Source organism: Thermococcus sp. GR6 (assembly GCF_012027415.1).
Taxonomy (GTDB): Archaea; Methanobacteriota_B; Thermococci; order Thermococcales; family Thermococcaceae; genus Thermococcus; species Thermococcus onnurineus.
Map to the genome: position 1 here is coordinate 201,102 of NZ_SNUM01000001.1, position 17,376 is coordinate 218,477.

18 protein-coding genes are annotated in these 17,376 nt (G+C 40.7%); 6 read left to right on the top strand and 12 right to left on the bottom strand.

All coding sequences use genetic code 11. The features are described from left to right. Nucleotides 1-92: 92 nt before the first annotated feature. From E3E32_RS01170 to E3E32_RS01190, 5 genes are all read left to right on the top strand, one after another. Nucleotides 93-674 carry a hypothetical protein gene (locus E3E32_RS01170; RefSeq protein WP_167729833.1) on the top strand — a complete coding sequence of 194 codons (582 nt, stop codon included), beginning with the start codon at nt 93-95 and terminating at the stop codon, nt 672-674. A gap of 5 nt (nt 675-679) precedes the next feature. Continuing rightward, the gene (locus E3E32_RS01175) at nt 680-1,849 is read left to right on the top strand and encodes a Kiwa anti-phage protein KwaB-like domain-containing protein (RefSeq protein ID WP_167729834.1); all 1,170 of its coding nucleotides are present in this window, start codon (nt 680-682) and stop codon (nt 1,847-1,849) included. Continuing rightward, a complete protein-coding gene (locus E3E32_RS01180; RefSeq protein WP_167729835.1) occupies nt 1,846-2,040 on the top strand; it encodes a hypothetical protein in 195 nt (64 codons plus the stop codon). Before E3E32_RS01175 ends, E3E32_RS01180 begins: the two co-directional genes overlap by 4 nt. A gap of 69 nt (nt 2,041-2,109) precedes the next feature. Then, nucleotides 2,110-3,372 (top strand): hypothetical protein, encoded by a 1,263-nt coding sequence (locus tag E3E32_RS01185; protein WP_167729836.1) that lies wholly within the window; start codon nt 2,110-2,112, stop codon nt 3,370-3,372. 203 nt (nt 3,373-3,575) lie between these two features. Then, nucleotides 3,576-4,241, top strand: coding sequence for a recombinase family protein (locus E3E32_RS01190; protein ID WP_167729837.1), 666 nt, complete (start codon nt 3,576-3,578; stop codon nt 4,239-4,241). Here the strand turns inward: E3E32_RS01190 and E3E32_RS01195 are convergent. The 4 genes from E3E32_RS01195 to E3E32_RS01210 all read right to left on the bottom strand — a co-directional run bounded on the left by E3E32_RS01195 (nt 4,222) and on the right by E3E32_RS01210 (nt 8,944). Further along, nucleotides 4,222-4,740, bottom strand: a complete 519-nt coding sequence (locus E3E32_RS01195) for a hypothetical protein (protein WP_167729838.1) — start codon at nt 4,738-4,740, stop codon at nt 4,222-4,224. The two genes, E3E32_RS01190 and E3E32_RS01195, sit on opposite strands and share 20 nt — an antisense overlap. 362 nt (nt 4,741-5,102) lie before the next feature. Beyond that, on the bottom strand, nt 5,103-5,906 hold the full coding sequence (locus tag E3E32_RS01200) for a hypothetical protein (protein ID WP_167729839.1): 804 nt from the start codon (nt 5,904-5,906) through the stop codon (nt 5,103-5,105). Continuing rightward, a complete protein-coding gene (locus tag E3E32_RS01205) occupies nt 5,903-6,697 on the bottom strand; it encodes a hypothetical protein (protein WP_167729840.1) in 795 nt (264 codons plus the stop codon). Before E3E32_RS01205 ends, E3E32_RS01200 begins: the two co-directional genes overlap by 4 nt. 63 nt (nt 6,698-6,760) lie before the next feature. Then, nucleotides 6,761-8,944 carry a hypothetical protein gene (locus E3E32_RS01210; RefSeq protein WP_167729841.1) on the bottom strand — a complete coding sequence of 728 codons (2,184 nt, stop codon included), beginning with the start codon at nt 8,942-8,944 and terminating at the stop codon, nt 6,761-6,763. 135 nt (nt 8,945-9,079) lie between these two features. Here E3E32_RS01210 and E3E32_RS01215 point away from each other — a divergent pair, with 135 nt between their 5' ends. Next, nucleotides 9,080-9,610 (top strand): hypothetical protein, encoded by a 531-nt coding sequence (locus tag E3E32_RS01215; protein ID WP_206205184.1) that lies wholly within the window; start codon nt 9,080-9,082, stop codon nt 9,608-9,610. Between the two features lie 10 nt (nt 9,611-9,620). On the opposite strand, the gene E3E32_RS01220 is transcribed toward E3E32_RS01215, so the two are convergent. The 8 genes from E3E32_RS01220 to E3E32_RS01255 all read right to left on the bottom strand — a co-directional run bounded on the left by E3E32_RS01220 (nt 9,621) and on the right by E3E32_RS01255 (nt 17,334). Then, the gene (locus tag E3E32_RS01220; RefSeq protein WP_167729843.1) at nt 9,621-10,004 is read right to left on the bottom strand and encodes a hypothetical protein; all 384 of its coding nucleotides are present in this window, start codon (nt 10,002-10,004) and stop codon (nt 9,621-9,623) included. Next, nucleotides 10,001-10,522 carry a hypothetical protein gene (locus E3E32_RS01225; protein ID WP_167729844.1) on the bottom strand — a complete coding sequence of 174 codons (522 nt, stop codon included), beginning with the start codon at nt 10,520-10,522 and terminating at the stop codon, nt 10,001-10,003. The genes E3E32_RS01220 and E3E32_RS01225 overlap by 4 nt, the downstream gene beginning before the upstream one ends. Before the next feature lie 67 nt (nt 10,523-10,589). After that, entirely contained in the window at nt 10,590-10,874 is a 285-nt protein-coding gene (locus E3E32_RS01230) for a hypothetical protein (RefSeq protein WP_167729845.1), read from the bottom strand. Nucleotides 10,875-11,022: 148 nt separating this feature from the next. Further along, the gene (locus E3E32_RS01235; RefSeq protein WP_167729846.1) at nt 11,023-12,102 is read right to left on the bottom strand and encodes a hypothetical protein; all 1,080 of its coding nucleotides are present in this window, start codon (nt 12,100-12,102) and stop codon (nt 11,023-11,025) included. Nucleotides 12,103-12,160: 58 nt separating this feature from the next. Then, nucleotides 12,161-12,763 carry a hypothetical protein gene (locus tag E3E32_RS01240; protein WP_167729847.1) on the bottom strand — a complete coding sequence of 201 codons (603 nt, stop codon included), beginning with the start codon at nt 12,761-12,763 and terminating at the stop codon, nt 12,161-12,163. A 556-nt stretch (nt 12,764-13,319) separates the two neighbouring features. After that, nucleotides 13,320-16,157: a primase-helicase family protein gene (locus tag E3E32_RS01245; protein ID WP_167729848.1), complete on the bottom strand. Its 2,838-nt coding sequence runs from the start codon at nt 16,155-16,157 to the stop codon at nt 13,320-13,322. Beyond that, nucleotides 16,154-16,540: a hypothetical protein gene (locus E3E32_RS01250; protein WP_206205185.1), complete on the bottom strand. Its 387-nt coding sequence runs from the start codon at nt 16,538-16,540 to the stop codon at nt 16,154-16,156. The genes E3E32_RS01245 and E3E32_RS01250 overlap by 4 nt, the downstream gene beginning before the upstream one ends. Continuing rightward, nucleotides 16,531-17,334, bottom strand: a complete 804-nt coding sequence (locus E3E32_RS01255; protein ID WP_167729850.1) for a hypothetical protein — start codon at nt 17,332-17,334, stop codon at nt 16,531-16,533. The genes E3E32_RS01250 and E3E32_RS01255 overlap by 10 nt, the downstream gene beginning before the upstream one ends. Between the last annotated feature and the right edge of the window lie 42 nt (nt 17,335-17,376).

A 17,376-nucleotide genomic window follows, 5' to 3' on the forward strand; every position in this document is an offset into this window, starting at 1 on the left:
CAAAAAGATAACTTGAAGGTTTTCCTTTCCACTTTTGTTGTCCGAAAAACTTTTCTTGAACCTGAGCAATTAGTATGAATTGGAGGGAAGCAATGAAAAAGGAACTAAGGCCCCTTACCAAGTTGTGGCTTTTTCTGAGTTCATATGTTCCACTTTGGATTCTGCTTTTAATCCCGAATTTTGATGGATTTTCTGGCCCAAATACCCGATTCTTATGTATTCTAACTTTCTTCTCCTTTGCATCACTCTATCTCTTCATTAGATGGGCAAAAGAAGAGGTGCGTGTTGCTTCAAAAGAAGGAGAAAAGAAGATTTGCGACAGAATATTGTTTGTAGTTGAGTATGAGGACATGAGTAGTTCATACCTTGAGTATCTACTGACATATGTGCTTTCATTACTGGCATTTATACCAGAGAGAACAACAATGAGGAGCATATTGATGTTATTGTTTTTGATGACTATTATCTTCCTTTTGTATGACAAGGCAGGCCTAATTTATGCTAATCCAATACTTGGACTTTTCGGATATAAAATATTTAAAGTCAAAGATAAGAAATTAAGAAGGTGGATAGTTCTAATTACAAAGAATGAAATTCTACCCATTTCCGAATCAAATCGGGATATTGGTATATGTGCATCACATCTCTGGGGTAATGTATATCTGGAGGTCTGAAGCCTATGGAAAGGGAAGACAATAAAAAAGGAGCCCTGCCGAAGTCAGAGGTTGTTAAACTTTTGAAGCATTTCTATGGAATGCTCACTGAAACCGAAGACATACAAGTTGATATTTATGTTGTTGAATCCACTGGGAAAACCGTGAAGGATGTAGACAGGTGGCACAATGTCTATCAACTAAAACTGAATTCTGATGAGAGGTATAGAGTTCTCAAGAAATTCAAGGATAAATACAAGATACTGCTAAGGGCACTATCGGGTGATGATGTCGATGTTGCACACTTATATGACTACACGGCTTCGGATTCTAAGACACTAAGACTAATTGAGCCGGAGAATGTTGTCGCATTTCAAAGCATATTAAGAAAAATAACTACAGAATCTTTTATATCAAGCTCATATAGAAAAATCAAGAGGCTTTCTGGTTTTGTTATTGATATCTTGCTGAGCAATGGTGAGAGAATTCAATTTATTGTGAAAGGCCAAAAGAAAGTAGTGCTGAAGCAGAACAGTTTCATGTTCGGATTAGTAAAGAAAGATGTGAAAATTGCTGATGATGATTATGCCGCAATACAAGTCACCATTGATGCAATATATGTAGATACTGATGATAATAAATTGTTGATTGTTAAGAACACGGGCAAATTCGAGCAATTATTCAGATTCTATGAGCACTATAAACAAGCCGCTGAAGAAATAATCTCCGAATTAAAGGAACTTGAGATAATAGAATTCGAAAATGAAAGCAAGACTATGAAAGAGTTTTTCAAGTATCCAACTCTCTCAAAAAGATTGTTCCAGCTCAAGGAGAATGGTGTGTTCGACTTTTTTGATGATGATGGAAATCTTACAGACAACTATTACAGGTTTGAGAGAAAGGTCAAGGATGCAAGAAAGATGTTAGATGATGCAAGATTTGATGTTGTGGAAGACCAAACCCCCATCAAAGTCAGAATTCTCGACAAGAAGGGTCTCAGCCAGTTTATAACAGTATGCCAAGGGAGGATAATACTGTTTTCTGAAGTTGGTGAGGATGCACTTCAGATAGGTGAAGTCAAAGGAACTGTAAAGCCTGTTAAAACAATAGCTGAGCATGGGGCACAGACACTGATTCAGACAGTCCTCGATAAATGGGTAAGTCCAAAACCAAAAGGAAAATCTGCATCGAAGTGAGTTATGAAAATTCCAAGACCCTCAAAGACATTGAAAGAGCCACTGTAGGGCATAAATTCGATATAATTGTCAGAAAACACTACAACTTAATGGACAGAAATATCGATAGTGTGATTGCGAAAAATGAGCTCAAGAGACTCAAAAATAGAAGGAAGATACGATGCGATTTTCGAGAAGATGAGATTCCTTGATTAGATGTTTTTCTATATCATCCGAAAACTTTTTACTGAACAATTAAAAACTCAGTTCGAGGTTCATTTATGTCATTGATGGACATCTTTAATATTCCAGACATAGTTACCGATGAAACTAAGGTAGTTCGCATGTTGAAACTTACACAAGTGATTTCACTCTATTATATATTTACCTCTCTGATTTTATTTCCAATCATTTTCATTATTCCATACTACAGGAGCATCGAAACAGGATTAGAAAAGTTTACTTCGAATCAACATTTCTGGCACTATGTGGTGTTTGTTCTTCTTTATATCATAATTCGGCACTTTATAAAAGAACAGGCAAAGAAAGAAAAGGAAGAGATTGAAAGTGAGAAGGCCAAGGAAAGGGAATATGAAAGTCTAAAAAAGGACATATTGGACAACATAGGAAAATACCTCACAACACCATCGAATGAAGATGTCCTCAAGGAAAATGTCATCAGAGATATGGCAAGGTTTGTTAGAAATGCTAAATTGAATATTCCCCTATATGGAGTCTTGGATAATCTATGGGGGAGATTTGAGAGCATCCTTTTTGGTATGCTTGTAATTTACACTTCAGTTTCAATAATAGTCTTTGAAATGGCGAATAACTATTTTAAATATCTCTATCCGAATCACTTGTATATCTTGGTAGCAATTTTAGTGTATATTTCAGCAACTACACTAATAACCTTACTGAAGGTGAACCTTCATGGAATTCTTAGGGATGCTGAAGGCAAAGATAAAGTTCTATTCAGGGTTTTTGCATTGATAATTCCTTATTTTCTCTTTGATTCTCTAAACATCCCTAAACCATCTTTTAATAGATATCCATATGTCCTCCCTTATAAAGAATGCAGAGGAGTTCCCCAACAATGCAAGGTTAAGAATAATAAATGCATGGCAAAATGCCTCTTCATTAACTTTGTAGAGAAGCTTGTATCGAATTATGAAGTGTTCAGGATTCATCCGAGATTATCCTCAAAGGACACCCCAATAAAGGATTATAGCCAGATAATAAGGAATCTTGATGATTTGATGTATGAATATGTCCCGACATCAATATCTGAGATAAAGAACTCTTATCTTGTCTTTGATAAGCAGGATATGAGAGTTTCTCTTATCATCATGTCATTGCAAAGATTTTCTGAAATGAAAACACGAAATAAAATGGACAAAGAAAACCCGACACTTGATGCGATTAGGGTAGTTGAAGAAGTTGAGTCTGTGTTTTATGTTTCAATTTTAGAGTGGGGCATTGATGGAGGTATTATGTGGAATATCATGCTTCAAATCGCCGATGAGTGTGATAGAGAAAGATAACATAGGAGTGAAGGTTAGAAATAGAATAGGTTAAAACAAACTTTATGGTGCAAAACGAGGGTTTTTGACAGTGCAAAACCTCTCTTGAGTTTGCACCTGTTCTGCTCATTTTTCTCATGATTTTTAGTGCAAATCCCCCACTTCAAATTTTGCACAAAGTTTGTGCAAAAGGTTTATATACACTTTGCACCAATATTCTATTGGTGGTGCGGGTGAGAGTGTTTGCTTATCTTCGAGTCAGCACATCTGAGCAAGATATAAACAGTCAGAAACAGAGCATTCTGAAGAAACTCGAAGAGCTCAACATTGATGCAGAACAGGTGGGCTGGTTCTCTGATGAAGGGGTTTCGGGGTCTGTGCGAGCCCTTGAGAGAGAAGAGTTCTCGAAGCTGTTCTCTCAGCTCAGCGAGGGTGATGTGCTGATTGTTTCAGAATTATCGAGATTAGGGAGGAGTCTGAGCGATGTGATTCAGCTACTCGATGTGCTCATCAACAAAAAGAAAGTGCGAGTCATCAGTGTGAAAGAGAATCTCGACTCATCTAAAAACACAATGTATTTCAAGATTTTCAGCACAATCATCTCGCTCTTCGCAGATTTAGAGCGAGATTTCATCAGAATGAGAACAAAGGAAGGCCTCGAAAGGGCAAAGAAAGAAGGAAAGAAGTTAGGCAGGCCGAGGAAATTGAATTACAAGGCGATTCTCAAGCTGTGGGAAGAGGGCAAAGGCATCAGCGAGATAAGTGAACTGCTCAACTACAGCTACAACTCAGTCGCTTCTGTCATCAAAAGAGCGAAGAAGCAGGGCATCATCTCTGAAGAAGAGAAGAGGAGAGTGGACTGGGACAAACTCAAGGGGCTGGCTTCTTGAAGACCAGCCAGCCGAGAAGTCCAACATTTTCTTTCTTCTCGACAGCGAGGTTGAGCTCATCGAGAGAGTTGATGAACTCTCTCGCTCTCTTCTGCAGGGCCTCTCCTGACTCCTGATAGCCGAGAATTCTGAGAGCTTCGAGGACTTTGATTTTTCTCTTGTCTTCGAGAGCTCTGTAGAGTTTTTCGAGTGCATCATCAGTCGCCTTCTTCAGAGCAGTCTTCCTGCTCTGTTTGCTCTTGAGCTTTTCGAGCTGTGATTCGAGCTGTTCAATCTGTCTCTTGAGTTCAGAGTTTTCGAGCTCAAGAGACTCGATTTTTCGCTTGAGCAGTTCAATCTCGATGATGAGTTCCGCCTTGTCTCTGTTCTCGATGTAGAGTTGAGTTATGAAGTCACCCCAGCTCAATCGACCCTTCTTCTCTTCAATTTCATCAGCAATCTTCTTGTCGAGGGAGACAGACACTATCTTTGTGACCCCATACTTCCGCTTCCTCCCCATTCGTGTTCCTGACAATCATATATCCTCATGAGATTTAAAAAAGGAGAATTGATTAATTAATAATTAATTTTCATTGAACAAGTTTGAACATAGTCATCGGAAAATTTTCGATAATTTTTTCACTAATAGTCAATCCGAGTTGTCTGAGAGGAGTATCAGTCAAGATCTCTTCTCTCTGTTCTCAGAATAAATTAATTAATAATTAATTTTTCGCTTAAAATAAAGCATGAAGAAACTTGACTCTCCTTCATCGATAATGGAGAAGATGAAGAAGATGACTACTTGACTACCACTAACTCATATATAATTATATTATGAATTAGTGGAGTAGAAGAGTTGTATGGAGATGCAATCGAATTGACTCACAATTTCGAATTGAGCTCTCTCATTGTTTTGAAGACAGGACACTGATATTTTCTGTCACAATACCAGCAGAAGGCCAGATTTGGCCTCAGTTGGGCTGGATTTCTGTAATGGACTGCTTTTGCGACCCTTTCAAGCTTCTCAAGAAGCATCTGCTTTTCTCTCTCTGACTGCTCGAACTTTAGCACTTCTCTTGTGTATGTGTTGATGACAAACACATTCGAGCTGAAGAGCGACAAAAAGTTCAAGTGCTCTAAATCAAATGCCCTCAACTCTTTTGAGTGCTTCAGCTCGATGAGATATCTTGTCTTTTTAATTTTCAAGAAGTAGTCAGCTTCTGTTGTTACAACATATTTGCTGTTAGATACACTGATTTGATACTTCAACACGACATCGAAGAGCAACATTCTGTTTCTGTAAAGCTTAGTCTTTCTGAGTTGCTCTTTCAGATACAAATCAATCGCAGTTGCGATGACACGCTCTTTGTTGTTGCTCCTGCTCTTCTTCTTGCTTTTTCTTCTTTTTGCGCCCTTCTTCATTTGTTTATTTTCTTGTTTTTCTTGCTTGCTGTTGTTGTGAAGCAAAAATGAGAGATAAGCATTCATTTCGCATCTTGCGACAGTATTAAACACAATCAAATTGCTGTAATCTCTCATCGCTGATGCAGAAATGCGCTTCTGCTTGAGTTGTTCTGCTTTCTTTACATACTTCTCAAGCTCGTGCTCGAAGAAGTGTGAATCGAGTTTTGAGAAGATGAACTCAGCAAAGCTGATAATGCGCTTGTCATTCGCTTCTGTAATCACTCACAGCACCCCCTCTGCCGCGTCACTTTCCTGAGCGAGAAAGCAATTTTGCTGTTAATCTCGCTCTTATGGTATTCACAGCTCTTCTTAAGCGGACAGAAGCGACAGAAGCGGAAATCCAGCTTCGCATAGAATTCATTGTGCTTTTTCAGTGCTATCAAAAACATTTCGAATCTTATTAACAATTCTCGTCTCAAATCTGCGAGCTCATCTCTGCCGTATTCTCTTACACTCTTGTCTCGCACATTGATGATGACAAGCTTTTTTGCTTGCTTTGAGAATGAGAAGAATGCGAGCTGAAGCAAATCAAAGTGATATGTGTTTGAGCTGTTCTTAATCTCGATGAACCAGCCCTCAGCGGGCTGGAATAAGTCAACTTCACTCACAAAAACAGAGTTTTTGTATCTTATTCTGATGAGCTTGTCATACTCGAAAACTCTTCTACTTGCGAGTGCTTCGAGCTTTTTGAGTTGCTCTTTCAGATAATTGTCGAGTGCGAGAGCTCGAACTCTCCTTATGTCTTCTTCTGCCTTCCTCCACTCTTTTTTCTTTTTGACAACTTCTTCGAGATAGAATCGCTTTTTGACTGCGAAATGAGTGCATCTGAAGATATCGCCAGCTTTGAATGTGTTTTCCTCAAAAACAAACTTTTGCTTACTCAGTCTGTCGAACTGATACATTGTGAGTGTGTCTTCATCATTATAAAACTCATCCGCCGCTTCAAATAGAAAATCAGCGAGTGCAAAGACATCATCGAGAATCTGCGATGCACGAGTCTTGTGCACATACATTACTTAGCCCTATAGTAAAAAATGCTGAAAGTATTTAAGTCAAAAATGAGGGAAAGGCTGTAATCAGACACTGCGCAGTGTTGCAAAGACATCTCTTTCGCTGACAATGAAGTCGCTCACGACAGCGAATGTGCTGTCTGTGTTGTGATATGTATCATACTGCAAATATTCTGTGTTGATGAAATATGCTGACCAGTCATAGACAGTGCTGTTCTCGAAGAAGTATATTATGTTGTAGCTAACTGACTGTGCATTTGTCAATATGTAATACTTGTTGCTGTCATCTGAATCTGTGTAAATGTAAGTATTTGTTGTGTCATCGACAAGATATTCAACATCGTAGTGCGCATAAATTTCTGCTATCGCAGTTGCGACAACAGTGCTTGTTGCATCATTTATGAGCGCATAGTATGTAAATGTGTCTTTGTTTATGTCTGAGATGACAGCAGTGCTCGTGTCAATAGACTGTAGCGCAGTGCTGTCAATTGTCGTGAAATTGATAATATACATAGTTCTTTTGTCATCATTGTCTGCGAAAATCGCACTCATTGACATTATTATTGCATAGTTGATAAATTTGTGCGACTCTTCTCTCACATCGAATTCGTCACATGTGTAATATTCATACATTGCTGTTGTGTCGAAGTTGATTGAGTGTATGTTCCCTTCGGTTTTTATGTTTTCAACTGCATAGTCATTGTTTTTAATAAGCAACTTGAAATGAGTGCTGTTGTATCTTGCGAGCTCTAAGTTCAGCTTGTCGACATCGAGCTGATTGTTCTTGACATCTTTCATTACAACAAACTCAGCATCGAGCGAGTCAGTGAATCTTGTGTAAATGATAAATATGTCATTCTCATCTGATGCTATTGTGCTTACTCTGCTTCTGACTGCTGTTGCAGTCACAATTTTGTTGTTCATGTAAAGTATTGCAAGATTTGAGATGTCATCGAAGTCGCTCGCACTAATGTAGTTAACATCACTAACATCAGCTGTTATTTTGTTGTAGTCAACTTTGACTTTGTTGATGACAGTCAGCGAGTCAGCATCGACCTCAAGTAGATACACTGTCAGCACACTCTCTTTCACTTTCACAGCGACATAAATTCTGCTTAGTGTGTCATCGACAGTGACAGCGACGCTGTCTGCAGTTATTATGCTTAATTCGCTGATAACAATCGACTTTGCATCGATGACATTGTAGTTGTAGTCGAGCTTGACAAGATAAATCGCATTTGTCTGCGCTGTTGCGACAACAATGTAGCTTGTCGCAGTCTGTATCACATCGACAATCTGTGCATCTGCTTCGAAGAACTCAACTTTCAGCGAAAACTCATCGACTCTGTTTTCGAGAAAGTTAACAAATGCAATTTGTGAGCTTGCATCAGCGAGCAACACACTATCGAAAGTGAAATCTGCGAAGCGTGTGTATCTCTGTGCGAGCACCCTGTATGTGAAACTATCACTACTGTCGCTCACATTGTCGACTGTGCTGTCAGTGTTTATTTCGCTCGTGTTGACGATGAAGTTAAAGTCATTGTTGTTCACAGTAATAACAATTGTGCGATTGTTCATACTGAGAATGCTCTCATCTGTGTAAATTGTGATTGTTGCATTAAATGCAGTCTCATTTATCTGTGTGATGACAACATTGTAGTTAACAATATTAATGTCGCTCGAAGTCACTGACATCTGCGTGTCAGTAACTATGACACTGAATGTCGCTTTGTAGAGTGTCTGCGCCGGCGTTACGAACTCTTCGAACACAAGTCTCATCACACTGTCTTCTGTGTCGCTCTCTGTGATAATGTTGTCTGCGAGCATTATTGTCACATAGCTCGTGTCGTAGCTGACTGAAATGAGTCTGACATCATTGTTTATTTTCTTCATCACATCTTCAGACACATATATCTTAACTTTGTAGTAGTATGTGTTGTTGTCGAGCTGTCTTTTTTCGACAATCTCTTCATTGTCAACTACAAAATCAAATTTGAGTGGCAGGACTGAGATGTTCGAACTGCTCGTGAACTCAAGCGTAGCGACATATCTGTTGTCGCTCGCTTTTTCGAAGAGGAGCGGCATGCCGCTCCTCGGCGTCAGTAGCTCGAAGCAGACACTGTCATTCTTAATGTGAATGCGCTTAACTTTTTCAGCTTCGCTGACATAAATCACTTTTATGTCAACTGCGAAGTATAGCAACAGCAAGAGCAGTATCACAGCGATGAGCAGTTTTCTTATCGTGCTCATGTTTTCACCGCAAAAAAATAAACATCAAAACATTTAAGGCACGACAATTTTTGTGAGTGAGATGTGAGCAACACAAGAGCATTGCAAGTTGCGTGACTTAAATTCTTTCAACTTTCAACAAATATAGTGATAGAAATGCTGACAATAATAAGAAAGAAAAAGAGTAATGAAAAAGAAATTTTGAAAGAGAAAATTCTCGCACAGAGGCTTTCACAGCGGTTCAAAGAGCTCAGGGCGCAGTCAGAGCTCGATGATGAACAAATACAGCGAATTTTACAGAGATTCAGAGAGCGGAGGAGAATGTATTTCAGTGATGATGTGAGCGATGTAGAAGACAAGCGAAAACACGAGCTTGGAAAGATGACTTTTAATCTTAACAAAAAGACAGTTGAAGTTATTTCTCTGCTCGCTGAAAAGGAGGGAGGCGGCTACGAAGTTAGGGCACTGAACAAAGCGATTAACTTTGCACACGAGCATTTAAATGACTTCAAGCGCTTTCTTAAAGACTTTGAGCGATGTAATGATTACAAAGTTATAAAAACATACACAAACATCGAGAAGAGCAAGTTCGATGAGATTCACAATAGCATTGACATGAAAATAACAAACAGCAAGCTCATAGAAGCGGTTGTTTATTTCTATCAAGAAAACAAAAAGAAGAGTTAAAGCGCTCTTTTCAATTTTGTGAAAAGTGAAAAGTTATGCAAGCATCAATGAGCTCACTGATGCTTGTCTTCACATCTGAGCTATTTATGAACTCATTTAGCATTTTGAAATGCTCATCTTTCAGACTGACAAGCTTTACAGTCTTCATCTTCTCTCTGCGCTCGCTCTTGAACTTTCTGAAAAATGTATTAAACTCAGTAGAAGACAGCGAATTTTCAATTGCTTCAGCAATCAGAGAATACAGCTGTCCAATTCCCCGCTTTTCTGCTTCTTTTTTAAGCAGTATGTAACTGTCGAGTGAGATAGAGACAACTAATTGAATGTCTGTCTTTTTCCTGCTAACTGAGTATCTTCTGTTGTTTGTTGAGTGCTTAAGCTTTACAACTGTCTTCATTCGACCACCTCCGCACTTTTATCATCTTTTGATAATTCGTTCGACTTTCTTTCAGCTTCAGCTTCGATGATATTGCTCTTTTCGAGCATCAGTGTGTATACGATATTGTTGTAGCTCTCACGAAGTATGTCAAGCTTCTCTATATCATCAAGCAGTTCATCATGCAACACTGCTTTTGTCGCATAGCTTATCAAAAACTCGACTGCGCTCACGACTGCGAGTTTGTCAGTGAGCTTGTCAAAATCGAGAATGAGCTTCTTCATGAGCTCGAACTCATGTTTGTTAGTGTTGTTTTTGTTTAAAACTGCTGAGAGCTCGAAGAGTATTATGTCTCTGTCTACTTCGCTCGCTTTCTTTGTTGAAACAATATCGTATCTGAAGAGCACAAGAATCTCATGCGTGCGCTTATTATAAGTAAAAGCATAAAACTCTGCGTCGTGTTTGACAATCACTGCGACTCTGTCAGCTATTTTGTTATAAAATACTTCAATGTTTGCGAGCATGTGCATGAGCCTCATCTGTTGCACCTATTATAATACATAAGCTCAAAGTATTTAAGAGCAGGAAAGAAGAAAAGAAAAAGAGTCAGATTTTGAACTTGTATCTAATCTTGTATTCTAAATCAACTGATTTGTCAATGTTTTCTCTGAGTCTCGCAAGCATCTGCTTCAGAACTTTTGTATCGGTCTCGAACTTCGAGTCAAAGAATATTTGCCAATTCTCTGCCCCGATTTTGCGGAACTCTCTAATAAGCTCATCATTCTCATCGATTGAATTCTCTGTTATGTCGAAAGCGATGTTGAGTATCGCATCGATGTATTGCTGATAAGTAGCATGTATCTGCTGTCTAAGAGCGGCGACCTCACTCACAATATCACCCCCTTTCAATTTTTGTCGAAGCCCATATGTTGAGGGCCCAGAATAGGAAATCAGCAGAGGTTACTTTTCTTTCAAAATATAAAAACTTTTGGGTAAAAAGTGTCAAAAAGTTTGAAAATTGTAGACAAAATTACAAAAATCATCTCATCTTTTCGAGGATTTGGGTAAGAACTTTGTGCGCCTCATCAGGACGGACTCCATAAAGATTGATATACAGCCCTTTTCTGTCGCCTTCCCTCACATATTCAGATTGATACCCATTGTAGAGAGGGTTCTCTATGTTCAATATGATAGCATCAACATCGAGATTGTTCTCCTCAATGAAATTGTCAATATCCCAGAAAACCGCAGAATATTCTTCTCCGAATTTTTTCAAGATAGCCCCAACCCGCTCGGCTTCTTTGAATATCTCAATAGTCTCAAGTATGAATTTGTTAAAACTTCTGAAAGACTTGTAGTCTGTGAGGCGAACTGACTCTACTTTCCCATTCTTCAGATTAATATCAACCGAGTTAGCCTCATCACCAAGGGTCACCATTAACCTATGCGGCTCCGCAAAGTAAACCCTAATTTTGTGCCTTGATTTCTTGCTCAGTTTCAAGATTATATCAGTGAACTCATAGAAGTTGGACAGGATATTTAGCAATAGGTTTTTGAGCCGAACTTCTCTCTCCTTATCATTCTGGATATCGATAAGGGAAAGTAGTTCCTTGTGTAATTTTACAGTATAACTAATCCGAGTTTTGTTGTCTTCATAGAGGATATAATTTATTGAGACTCCATGAGACTTCAACCTTGGGTCGAAAGAAATATCCATTGCGAAAGCGATGACTTCTCCGAAATATTTTGTCACATCGAGTATCTCATTGAGGATTTCAATGAAGAGCTTAACTTTCGGAGACCTCACATTGAGAGCAGACATCACCTCTTCTACAGATGACAAATACATTCTGATGATATGTTCGAGATGTGGGTATGCCAGCAAGGAAGTTGTGAGGGAAATAGGGACAAGGCGATTGTTTTTATATAGCATCATGAATTCGCATTTCATTTCTTCGCCAATAATATTGTTGAAGTTCACAAGCTCGAATATGACAACATTATTTTTGATTACAAAGTCATACTTGTGCCATGTTCTCTCACCAACAAGCTTGTAAATCTTTTCTTCAATAGGGGTCACATTAACCCGCTCGATATTTTTTTCGCTGACACGAATCATTCGAACCACCGAGAGTATTTTTCAGTATTAGGTGCTATTTAAATGCTTCGAGGAGAGGCTATTCGGATAAATCAACATTGAGAACATCTTTCAGATACTTCTTGTAGTCTGTGAGAGCTTGCCTCATCAAAGCGACTCCTATCCTCACCATCTTGAGGCTGTCTCGCTTCGATTCGAGGCGGCTGTATTTCTTCAAGCAGACATCGAGAGACACTTCAACCTCATCTCGAATCATGAAGAAGTGTTGCGAGAACCAGCCCTCCACAAGCCCCCGCTTTTCAAGACTCTCATACTCAGTTATGAGTTCATTCGCCTCATCGAGAAGCTGTGATGCGATTCTCTTGAGTTTGCGACCATCTGCCTTTTCGATTTCTTTGATAAAGCCCTCGAAATCGATTTCTTCTTTGATTTTGTTTAGATTCTTAGTAGCATTGTATTCGACTGTATCGACAAGGGCGGGGAGAACATCGAGTAGGTATTCAAAGAAGATTCCACTGAAGTTTTCAGGATTCTCATAAAGCCCCTCTGCCCAGCTCATGAGGGCATAGAACCTTCTTGCGAACTGCAAATCGCAATAGTGAATAATTGTGTTTTCATGCATGAAGCCCTGCTCGAACACCTCTTTTAATTCAAAGACAACTCGATTGTTATATTCGACCATAGCACCACCAATATACATACAATCGAGAGATAAAAAACTTGTTTCTCAAATGGTGTATGAGCTCAGGTCAAAATCCTCTCTCATGCTCCTAATTCCCGAAATCTCCTTGTTTAGGAATTTTTAGTTAAGGAAAATCATCATTCATTTCGGCGAATTGAGAATGTAAGCCATTTCAAACAAGCCACAGAGCCTAAATAGGGGTGAAAATCAAAAATATTCGATTCTGGTGGGAAATTAGTTTTTCAAACAAGCAAACACCCCACACGAGCGGGTGTAAAATTTTTATTCTTGCGATGTGTAAAGGTTCGCCATATCGAAGCTTTACATAAGTAAACAATCAAAAAATTTCGAATTGGTTGTTCGAATGTTTATTTGTTTAAACTGTTTATATCCCTCTATTTTGAAAATAAAATGATAACAAACCTCGAAATCTTGTTTAAGTATATAATTCCCCCTTCATTTCGAGAATGAAGTTGTTATAACTCTCTATTCGAAAAACTATCGGAGGCCTAAACAAGCTCCAAACAGGGAAATAAGGAAGAAGAGAGGAGTTTGTTCACATCACTTCGGAAATTATCTCATGAATTTCCCAGTCCAGTTCATCCCAGCTTGCCTGTTCAACCTTCTTCTTGAGCTCCTTGAAAGCTTCGATGTTTATCTTAATGACTCCGACAGTTCTGACACCGGCCTGAATAGTTGTCCTGTATGCGACCCTGTCCTTTATCCCATAGTCACTCGCAAGCTTTTCGAGTTGTTTCTGAAGTGCCCAGAGCGAGGTGAAGTTTGCGAGAGGCTCATAGCTCCTCTTCAGTAGGGCAAAATCCTCGATTGTGATGAAGACACTCTTCTTGTCCTTGTCGAAGAGGTTCGCATTCGCTATGAGCTTCTCAACAGCCTCGACTACTATCTCATCATCTGTGCTCCTCACATCGAACTCCTCGATGATTTTGTTGTAGTCCTCATTGAGGATGCGTTCTGCCCTCCTGATGAAATCTCCGAGCTCTGGGATGCCTGTTTCATCATAAATCCTCTTCACGACACTGTATAGCAGTGAAAAGCCTGTGAGAAGCTGTCCCCAGATGAGTTTTCTGCGGTAGTCGATATCGGCAGTTATTGTGTTTGCGAAGAGCTCAACATAGTCGCTAAACCTCCTTCCCCGCCTGTTCATTTCATCGACTATGAGGCCATAAACAGCATATCCGAGGCCGTATGGAATTTCTTTTATGAGTTTTGTCGTGTCTGAGTGCTTGAATATATAGTCTTGTATGTGAACATTGATAATTCTGCTCATGACAGCATCATCACCAGCCCTGAAGGGGCTGTTCGCTGTGATGATGAGTGTGGCCCTTGTCCTAAACTTTATATCCTTCCTGATATTTCCTGTTCCCCTGTAGAAATACTCATTCCCTGTCCCATAGCTCTTTAAAATTCCTGCAAAGCTTGCTGGGATGCTTGTAACATCATCTATAACCACCGGCAGGCGGTTCTCTGTCATCCTCAAGAACCTGTAGATAGTGTGTTCACTCCCAAGAGCATCTTGTGTTTTCGGCTCGATGAGGAACAGTCTTCTGAGTAGCTTACTTGTCAGTGTGCTCTTTCCGATGCCGGGTGAGTAGCTCCAGAGCCAGAGCAAAGGCTTCAATTGAGTCTCGAATGTGAAGGGTGTGCTCATTATCTGACCGCTGAAGGCGAGCAGGAGCCCATCATCACTGATATCATTGAGAATCTCGATGAACTTCACAAAATCACTGAGCTGGGCTGTCCTGATGTATTTGTCCACATCAATGATTGAATTTGTCTCGGGGTTGATGTAGGCATTTGTGATGTAGTATCTCTCATCGAACCACACATCGAAAGCTGTGTGGATGTAGTCGAACTCGATGTTGAATGCTTTCATAAGTATGAATATTGTCGCCTGCACGACCCTGACCAGTTCGCTCTTGTTTTTGGCGAGTGAAACACCCACTTTTATTAGGGTTTTCGCAATCTCCTCGATATCTTTCTGCTCGATGAGGATGTTCTTGAGCTTGTCATTGCTCACCTTCAGAGTAAAGAGTGCCTGCTGTTCATTGTCTGATATGAGTAACCTCGCATCAAGGAGCCTCAGGGATGCATTTATGACAACTTCCTCCTCGACCCTCTCAAGTGTATCTGGGAATCTCTTGTATGTTGCTACTACAACCCTGTCCCTGTAAACCTCTATTGCGACCATCTTTGTCTTTCCTTTCTTAATCCAGACCCTCCCGATGAGGCTTCTCTTGAGCTTGGCGACTGAATACTTTCTCATGAGTTCGAGAGTATCCTCGAACAACTTGACCAACCTCTCTACCATCTCCTCGTCGCTGACCCTCAGCACAGATGCGAGTGTCTTCCCGACGCCGGTGAGCTCATACTTGTTGTCATCACCCTTCCTGATGAGTATGGAGACACTCGCTATCTCTCTCTTTGAATAAGTATCGCTGACCGCCCTGATGCGGTCTTTCTCTTCTTCATCACCGACAAGTTGGATGAACTTTGAGAACAATTCTACAGCCTGTTCCTCATTAAGGGCCGTGTTCTTTCTTATGAAGCCGGCCAGTGTAAGGGAGAGGTAATGCCTGACCCCTGTGACCCAATAATCTTTCCACAACAGTGCGAGCTCTTTCGCAAGCTCATCGAGTTTCAACTCATCGAACTCAAGGACTCCATCCTCGGTGAATTCCTTCTCTGTCTCCCTCTTCGCCCTCTGCTCTTTCTCATGGAGTTCTTTGAGCTCCTGATAAATCTCCCAGAGCTTTTCAAATTCTATCTCCCTGAGTTCGCTGATATCCTTGTTAAACCATAGGACTAGTTTGTTGTTTTTCATGTTTCGGCTGTATGGGACTCTGACAACACGTGCAAAATCGTTTATGTTATCTGAGTGCCAGCCCTGAGGCAGTATAGCGTTGATGTATTCTCTAATGTTCTTGTAGAGCTCGAAGTGTTCTTTTTTGTTCAAATCGAGCTCGACAGCGATGTAAAGGTGTATTCCACGCCCGCTGAGCTTTATCGCCACATCTATGCCTCTCTTTTCGAAGTATTCAATGAGTTCTTTTGCAACCTTCTGTATTTCTTCATTTGATGCCTCCTCATGGCCGCTCTTCTCAATATCAAACACGAGATAGCTCGTTTTCGGTATTGCGTTCTCCGCTTTCCTCCCCTCGCCCGTGCGGAAGGTGAAGATGGAGTGGTAAATATCAGCGCTCTTGAGCCACCCCTCGTTGAGCGGGAGTTTTCCCTGCTCCAATTCCTCGAATGAAACGAAGATATCGCTCCAAACGGCGTTTGATACGCTGATGTAAAAACCCCTCGCCCCTTCTTGCCTCTTCTCGTAGAACTTCTTGAGATAGGCGACTATCTTGTCCATCTTGCTCATTCTGCCTCACCCCAAGCCGCTTTGAGGGGCTCGTATACGAGGAAGCCATTTTCGTGATACACTTCGAGCTCTTCCCCGACTCTCCAGCCGAGCTTGAAGAGCAGTTTTCCTGCATAAAAGAATGGGTAGCGCCCTCTGTTCAACTGAGCTCTCGTCACATGCACTTTGTCAGCTTTTTCGAGCATCTCCATCGCTTTTTTCCTGTTCTCGGTTATGTAGAGTTTGTTTTTGTAAATGAACACAAAAAGCTCGCTGTTTCCGCTAATCAGCCAGCCCATCGCCCAAGCCGGAATTGTGATAGCGACTGATGTTGAAATGTTGTATGAGCGGACGATTGAGCGGTATTTAGAAAAAGAAAGTTTGAGAGGGGCGGTCATTCGCACTCCACCCCCTCGGTGAGCTTTTCCTTGAATTCTTTCTGAGTGACTATTATGAGCTCATTTTCATAATCGATAATTGCGTATCTCTTTATCAGTAGCTTAATCAGCGTTTCTGCTACGGTTCTCAGCTCATCGATTGTGGCAATGTGTGCAATCTCGTCGCCGAGTCTAACACTAAATTCTCTGATGTTGCCCCAGTCCGATGCTATGACACTAATCTCTGTAACTGGGAAGATGCGCCCTGTGTTCTTACTGAAGACGACGAGTGGACTATTAAGCTCGACCCATGCGACTGCGAGCTCCCCCTCTGGCCCGTGGTAGTCCTCATCGTTGACTGTCTCTGCAAACTCATCGTAGAGCTTCTCGATGATATCGTATATGTTCTCGATGAACTCATCCTCACTGAATTCGTTTAGAATATATTCGTATTCCTCGATGGTCACTTTTGCTCTCTCATAGCTCTTGCACTCCATCTTTTCGAGTGCGTCGATGTATGTGTCCTCGTCCTCGTAAATCAGTATGTAGCTCCAGAGCCACAGGTTGAGCTTGTTTGCGAGCTCGTCGTCGAGCTTCCTGAGCTCCTTCTCAAGCCCGCAGACGAGCAGAATCCTTGCGGCCTCAAGCTCGCTCTCGTTCTCTGCGATACTGCTGAGATACTCAGTGAGCTCCTCGTAGAGGCTGTTGACAACCTCTTGCCTCGTGCCCTCAGCAACAAACTCGTTCCTGCCGACACGAACAACAACCTCCATGAGGGCGCTGTCGCCAGCACCCTCAGCAACAACATTCTTACCCTTCATCTCGACCACCTTCATATATTATATATGTGAATGCACCTTAAG